Source organism: Variovorax sp. E3, assembly GCF_016082275.1.
GTDB lineage: Bacteria > Pseudomonadota > Gammaproteobacteria > Burkholderiales > Burkholderiaceae_C > Variovorax.
Map to the genome: position 1 here is coordinate 1 of NZ_MOWM01000243.1, position 6,985 is coordinate 6,985.

Consider the following 6,985-nt stretch of genomic DNA (forward strand, 5'->3'; position numbering starts at 1 on the left):
GCGCGCGCCGGCAACATCTACGGCGACGGCTCGGGCGCGGGCCCGGCCGAGCACTTCGCAAGCACGCTGGACCGCGCCACCGTGCGCGCCCAGGCCGCCGCAGTGGCGCACGGCATCGGCCGCCTCGCGCTCTGAGCACCGGCCACACGCATCAACCCCTCGGCATCACCTCCATCCAAGGAACCACCATGTCCGACAAGCAAGTCCTCTACACCGGCAAGACCCACACCACCGGCGGCCGCCAGGGCGCCTCGCGCAGCAGCGACGGCCACCTCGACATCCAGCTGTCGCCCCCCGGCGGCAACGGCACGGGCACCAACCCCGAGCAGCTGTTCGCGGCCGGCTGGTCGGCCTGCTTCATCGGCGCGATGGGCAAGGCCGCCGGCACGCTGAAGATCAAGCTGCCGGCCGACCTGTCGGTCGACGCCGAGGTCGACCTCGTGCTGCAGGAAGGCCAGTACTTCCTGGCGGCGCGCCTGAACGTGAGCCTGCCGGGCCTGGACCGCGACACCGCGCGCGCCGTGGTCGACACCGCGCACCAGACCTGCCCGTACTCCAAGCTCACGCGCGGCAACATCGACGTGGAGCTCAACCTGGTTTGAGCTGAGCCCGGCTGAAGTGCGCGCGCCCGCCTGTTCAACCAGGCGGGCCGCGCTGCCGATGGCGAAGACGCGCCTAGCCGGCCCGCCCGATGATGGCCACGCCGAACACCACCACGCCCAGCGCCAGGTTCACCATCACCAGCTTGCGCACTGTGTTCAGCCGCGCCGCGGCCACGGGCCACGCGCTGTCTTCGACCGCGCGCCGCAGCGCCCGGAACACCGATGCGCGGATGTAGACGTAGATGGCAGCCATCACGATCGCGATGCTCATCATCGCCTCGACGCGCCAGTGCACGCCGCGAAAACCGCCGGTGGCCAGGATCATGGTCACGCCCGTCACGAACAGCAGCGTGACCGACGCGTCCACCCCCACGAAGAAGCGCCGCAGCGTCGCGGCCATCATGCGCAGGCGCAGCGGCGGCTCCAGCGTGGCGACGGCGGCGGGGCGCACCGCGAAGTGCAGGGTCGCCATGCCGCGACCCAGAAGGCGGCGCACAGCAGGTGGATGAAAAGCGGGATGACGTAGGACATGGGGCCCGATCAGAACACCGAAAGGGCCGCCCGCGCAACGCCGCCCCTCATGTCCCCCGTGCCCCTCATGCCGCGACGCGCCGCCCCCGCGCCGGCGCGCGCATCGGCTTCTCCTTGCCGGGCACCTCGTCGGCATAGCGCCGCATGTCGGCCACCACGCGGCGCAGCAGCTCCGCCGCGGCCGGCGACAGCATGCGCCCGTGGCGCGACACGATGTGCGAGCGCCCCTGCGACAGCAGCGGGTTCTTCATCGGCAGTTCGATCAGCTCGGGGTTGCTGGCGTTCGGCGTGAGCGAGATGCGCGTGCCCAGCGTGTAGCCCAGCCCGGCCGACACGAAGTGCCCGAGCGCGCTGAACGACGAGGTGGTCAGCATCGAGGGCAGGCGCACGCCCTCGCTGATCTCGGCCGCCTCGATGTGCTGGCGCACGCCGAAGTGCCGGTGCAGCGTGGCGCCGGGGTAGGGCAGCAGGTCGGCCAGCCTGAGCGGGCGGCCCAGCTGCGCGAGCGGGTGCGAGCGCAGCACCATCGTCTGGATCGGCTGCGGGTGCGAATGGTGCGAGGTCAGCCGCTCGTCCTTCGGCGGCTGGAACAGCAGGCCGATGTGGGCGCGCTCCTCGACCACGCGGCGCACGATCTCGTCGGTGCTGGCCACGTCGAGCTCGATGGTGATCTTCGGGTGCGTGGTCATGAAGTCGCGCAGGCTGCGGCGCATGAGCCAGTCGACATAGCCTTCGCCCGCCACGATGTCGATGTGGCCGCGCTCGATCTTGCGGATGCTGTCCATCTGCGCCATGAGGTGCTGCTTCTGGCTGTTCTGGCGCCGCACGTAGCCGGCCAGCATTTCGCCCGCGTCGGTGGCCACCACGCCGCGTCCGTGGCGCTCCAGCAGCGGCACGCCGCACTCCTGCTCGAGCAGGCCGATGGCCCGGCTCACGGCCGAGGGGTCCATGTCGAGCACGTCGGCGGCGCCGCGCACCGAGCCGCTGTCGAGCACCTGCATGAAGTAGCGCACGCGGCGCGTGTCGAGCTTGTCGTCCATGGCCCGGTCTCCTGAGTGTTGCATTCAATGCATCGAATATCCCCATTTGCGGTCATTGATGCAAGCGGCCCGCGCGCCGAAACTCGCCGGCATTCCGCCAGAAGAAGCCCCACCCATGACCTCTGCCGCCTCCGTTCTTTCGTCCGCCGCGCCTTCCAGCGCCTCCGGAAAACTCAAGCTCGCGCTCGTCACGCTGGCCATCGTGGCCCTGGCCGAGCTGATCGGCCCGGTGCAGTTCAGCGTCGGGCCGGGCAAGGTGGCGCTGCTGCCGATGCTGTGGGCGCTGCTGATCGCGGCCGTGTGGGGCATTGCGCAACGTCGCGTGCCGGGCGTGGTGCGCGTGGCCACGCCCGAGCAGAGCTTTGCCGGCGGCCTGCTGAACGCGGGCCTGCTGCTGTTCGTGGTGAAGCTGGGCCTCACGGTGGGCGCCGCGCTGCCGCAGATCAAGCAGGCCGGCTGGGCGCTGCTGTTCCAGGAGTTCGGCCATGCGCTGGGCACGCTGGCCCTGGGCCTGCCGCTGGCGCTGCTGCTGGGCATCAAGCGCGAGGCCGTGGGCGCCACCTTCTCGGTGGGCCGCGAGGGCAACCTCGTGATCATCGGCGAGAAGTACGGCATGGCCTCGCCCGAAGGCCGAGGCGTGCTGGCCGAATACATCACCGGCACCGTGCTGGGCGCGCTCTTCATCGCGGTGCTGGCGGGCTTCATCGCCAGCCTGCACATCTTCGATCCGCGCTCGCTGGCCATGGGCGCCGGCGTGGGCTCGGGCAGCCTCATGGCGGCGGCGTTGGGCGCCATCGCCGCGCAGCAGCCGGCCGAGATGCTGCCGCAGCTCACGGCCATCGCCGCCGCGTCGAACCTGCTGACCACCGTGGCCGGCTTCTACTTCACGCTGTTCCTGTCGCTGCCGCTGTGTTCGTGGCTGTACGGCAAGCTGGAGCCGGTGCTGGGCCGCTTCTCCAGGCGCGGCGCGCAGGACGCGGCGGGCGCCGGTGCCATGTCCCAGGTGGCGCAGGGCGGCCTGCCGCACGGCGGCGCCATGTCGCTGCGCGACACGCTCATCGCCTGGGCCGTGGTGGGCGGCGGCGTGCTCATCGGCAATTCGCTGACCTACAAGGTGCCGATGCTGGTGTCGCTCGAAGGCATGGCCGCGGTGGTGCTGATCGCGCTGGTGGTCGAGGGCATCAAGCGCCTGGTGCCGCGCCTGCCGATGGTGCTGGTGCTGTCGGTGGTGGCCACCGTGGCGGGCATTCCGGGGCTGTTTCCGTTCTCGGACGTGCTGATCGCCATCACCGCCAAGCTCAACTTCCTGGCCTTCACCACGCCGGTGCTGGCGCTGGCCGGCTTCTCGGTCGCCAAGGACCTGCCGGTGTTCCGCCAGCTGGGCTGGCGCATCGTGGTGGTGTCGCTCACCGCCACGGCCGGCACTTTCCTCGGCGCGACCCTGATCGCAGAATTCTTCCATTGACCCGACAACCCACGAGAGAGACCCACCCCATGTACCGCGACCCCGAAATCGCCGAAGACACCCGCGCCCGCATGCTCAGCTGGCGCCGCGACATCCACGCCAACCCCGAGACCGCCTTCGAGGAGCACCGCACCGCCAACGTCGTCGCCAACGCGCTGATGCTGATGGGCCTGCCGGTGCATCGCGGCCTGGCCGGCACCGGCGTGGTCGGCACGCTGAAGAACGGCGACGGCCCGAGCATCGCGCTGCGCGCCGACCTCGACGCGCTCAACATGCAGGAGTTGGGCACGCAGGCGCATGCGTCGAAGTGCGCGGGCAAGATGCACGCCTGCGGCCATGACGGCCACACCGCCATGCTGCTGGGCGCGGCCGAGCACCTGTCGCGCCACAAGCCCTTCAAGGGCACGGTGCACTTCGTGTTCCAGCCCGCCGAAGAGAACGAAGGCGGCGGCCGCGTGATGGTCGAAGAGGGCCTGTTCGACCAGTTCCCCGCCGACGCCGTCTACGGCATGCACAACTTCCCGGCGCTGCCGCGCGGCCAGTTCGCCATTCGCAAGGGCACGATGACGGCCTTTCTCGACACCTTCGAGATCGTCGTCACCGGCAAGGGCAGCCACGGCGCCATGCCCGAGACGGGCATCGACTCGGTCGTGGTCTCGGCCCAGCTCATCAACGCGCTGCAGACCATCGTGAGCCGCCGCACCGGCGCCACCGATTCGGCCGTGGTGAGCGTCACGCAGATCCACGGCGGCGACACCTGGAACGTGATCCCCGAGACGGTGGTGCTGCGCGGCACCGTGCGCACGCTCGACGCCGCCATCCAGGACAAGACCCAGGCCGCCATGCAGCAGATCTGCGACGGCGTGGCCGCCACGCACGGCGCCAGGGTGGCGCTCGCGTACCGGCGCGGCTACCCCGGCGTGGTCAACACGCCCGCCGAGACCGACGCGGCCATCGCCGCCGCCGCGAGCCTGGTCGAGCTCGCGCAGGTGCACACCGACATTCCGCCGGCCATGGGCTCGGAAGACTTCGCGTTCATGCTGCAGAAGCGGCCCGGCGCGTACATCGGCATCGGCGGGGGGGAGGGCCCGAACGACCCGAACGTGCACAACCCGTACTACGACTTCAACGACAACATCCTGCCGCTGGGCGCGGCTTACTGGGTGGCGCTGGTCAAGCGGCAGCTTCCGGTCGCATGATGCGTTGATGCTCTCCGCTTTCGACATCTTCAAGATCGGCATCGGGCCGTCGAGTTCGCACACCGTCGGGCCGATGCGCGCGGCGCTGATGTTCGCGCAGTCGCTCGAACAGCGCGGCCTGCTTGCGCAAGTGGCGCGGCTGCATGTGGACCTGTTCGGCTCGCTCGGCGCCACCGGCCACGGCCACGCGACCGACCAGGGCGTGATCCTCGGCCTGTTCGGCGACGCGCCCGACACCGTGCGCCCCGAGACCGTGCAGCCCCGGCTGGAGGCGCTGCGCCGCACCGGCCAGCTGAGCCTGCTGGGCACCACGCCGATCACCTTCGACCGCGTGCGCGACATCGCCTTTCGCGGCGAAGAGTCGCTGCCCGAGCACCCCAACGCCATGCGCTTCACCGCCTTCGCGGCCGACGGCGCCGTGCGGGCCGAGGCCACGTATTTCTCGGTCGGCGGCGGCTTCGTCGTCGAGGGCGGGCAGGCCGTGGCCCAGACGGTGGCAACGGCCGCCGCCGTGCCGCACCCGTTCACCACCGGCGACGAGCTCATGGCGCAGTGCGCGGTCACCGGCCTCTCGGTGGCGGAGCTGGTCATGCGCAACGAATGCGTGTGGCGGCCCGAAGCCGAGGTGCGCGCCGGCCTGCTGCGCATCTGGGGCGTGATGCAGCAGTGCGTGCAGCGCGGCTTCGGCATCGACAACCCGCTGGCCGCGCAATCGCTGCCCGGCCCGCTGCGCATGCGCCGCCGCGCGCCCGAACTGAACCGCGAACTGCTGGCGCAGGCCGGCGCGGCCGATCCGCTCGCGGTGATGGACTGGGTCAACGCCTTCGCCATGGCGGTGAACGAAGAGAACGCCGCCGGCGGCCGCGTCGTCACCGCGCCCACCAACGGCGCGGCGGGCGTGGTGCCGGCCGTGATGCACTACTACCAGCGCTTCGTGCCGCAGGCCAGCGACGAGGGCATCGTCGACTTCCTGCTCACCGCCGCGGCCATCGGCATGCTCTACAAGGCCAACGCCTCCATCTCCGGCGCCGAGGTCGGCTGCCAGGGCGAGGTGGGCGTGGCCTGCTCGATGGCGGCGGGCGCGCTGGCGGCCGTGCTCGGCGCCACGCCGGCGCAGGTCGAGAACGCCGCCGAGATCGGCATGGAACACAACCTGGGCCTGACCTGCGACCCGGTCGGCGGGATGGTGCAGATCCCGTGCGTGGAGCGCAACGCGATGGGCGCGGTGAAGGCCATCAACGCGGCGCGCATGGCGCTGCGCGGCGACGGCAGCCACTACGTGTCGCTGGACGCGGTGATCCGCACCATGAAGCAGACGGGCGAGGACATGAAGTCGACCTACAAGGAGACCTCGCTGGGGGGGCTTGCGGTGAACGTGGTGGAGTGCTGACGGAGGCTGCGTCAGAATGGCCGGCTCACTGTCCTGAACACAGAAAGCCGAGGCCCCATGACCCGCACCGTCGCCGAAAAGCGCGCCGCCTTCCGCGCCCTCCACGAACAAGGCTGCTTCGTCATTCCGAACCCCTGGGACACGGGCAGCGCCCGCTATCTCGAAGGCCTGGGCTTCAAGGCGCTGGCCACCACCAGTTCCGGCTTCGCGTGGTCGCAGGGCTATGCCGACGGCGCCTTGTCGCGCGAATACATCCTCGCGCACCTGGGTGAACTGGTCGAGGCGACCGATCTGCCGGTGAACGCCGACTTCGAGAACGGCTTCGCCGCCGACGCGCAAGGCGTGGCCGGGAGCGTGCGCCTGGCCATCGAGACCGGCGTGGCGGGCCTGTCGATCGAAGACTCGACCGGCAACGCGGCCGACCCGCTCTTTCCCCTCGACGTGGCGGTGGAGCGCATGCGCGCCGCGCGCAAGGCCATCGACGCCTCGGGCGCCGACGTGATGCTGATCGGCCGCGCCGAGAACTTCTTCGCTGGCCGCCCCGACCTCGACGACGCCATCGCGCGCCTGAAGGCCTATGCGAACGCGGGCGCCGACTGCCTCTATGCGCCCGGCATCAAGACCCGCGAGCAGATCGCGGCCGTGGTCGCGGCCGTGGCGCCCCGGCCGGTCAACCTGCTGGTGGGCGGCGCCAGCGAACTCACGATGCAGGACATCGCCGAGCTCGGCGTGCGCCGCGTCAGCGTGGGCGGCGGCAT

Annotated in this window: 7 protein-coding genes; 5 read left to right on the plus strand and 2 right to left on the minus strand. The window is 70.9% G+C overall.

The genetic code is table 11. The features are described from left to right. Positions 1–188 precede the first annotated feature (188 nt). Positions 189–602 (plus strand): organic hydroperoxide resistance protein, encoded by a 414-nt coding sequence (locus BMG07_RS38825; RefSeq protein WP_198088940.1) that lies wholly within the window; start codon positions 189–191, stop codon positions 600–602. Positions 603–675: 73 nt separating this feature from the next. On the opposite strand, the gene BMG07_RS38830 is transcribed toward BMG07_RS38825, so the two are convergent. Continuing rightward, positions 676–1,074, minus strand: coding sequence for a CopD family protein (locus BMG07_RS38830; protein ID WP_269759836.1), 399 nt, complete (start codon positions 1,072–1,074; stop codon positions 676–678). A gap of 124 nt (positions 1,075–1,198) precedes the next feature. Next, positions 1,199–2,173 (minus strand): LysR family transcriptional regulator, encoded by a 975-nt coding sequence (locus BMG07_RS38835; protein ID WP_198088941.1) that lies wholly within the window; start codon positions 2,171–2,173, stop codon positions 1,199–1,201. Between the two features lie 115 nt (positions 2,174–2,288). Here BMG07_RS38835 and BMG07_RS38840 point away from each other — a divergent pair, with 115 nt between their 5' ends. The 4 genes from BMG07_RS38840 to BMG07_RS38855 form a co-directional block, all read left to right on the plus strand. Then, on the plus strand, positions 2,289–3,638 hold the full coding sequence (locus BMG07_RS38840; protein WP_198088942.1) for a DUF3100 domain-containing protein: 1,350 nt from the start codon (positions 2,289–2,291) through the stop codon (positions 3,636–3,638). 29 nt (positions 3,639–3,667) lie between these two features. Then, entirely contained in the window at positions 3,668–4,837 is a 1,170-nt protein-coding gene (locus BMG07_RS38845; RefSeq protein ID WP_198088943.1) for a M20 aminoacylase family protein, read from the plus strand. Positions 4,838–4,841: 4 nt separating this feature from the next. Then, positions 4,842–6,227 carry an L-serine ammonia-lyase gene (locus BMG07_RS38850; protein WP_198088944.1) on the plus strand — a complete coding sequence of 462 codons (1,386 nt, stop codon included), beginning with the start codon at positions 4,842–4,844 and terminating at the stop codon, positions 6,225–6,227. A gap of 57 nt (positions 6,228–6,284) precedes the next feature. After that, positions 6,285–6,985, plus strand: a 701-nt coding sequence (locus tag BMG07_RS38855) for an oxaloacetate decarboxylase (RefSeq protein ID WP_198088945.1), incomplete at its 3' end; no start/stop codon positions are given.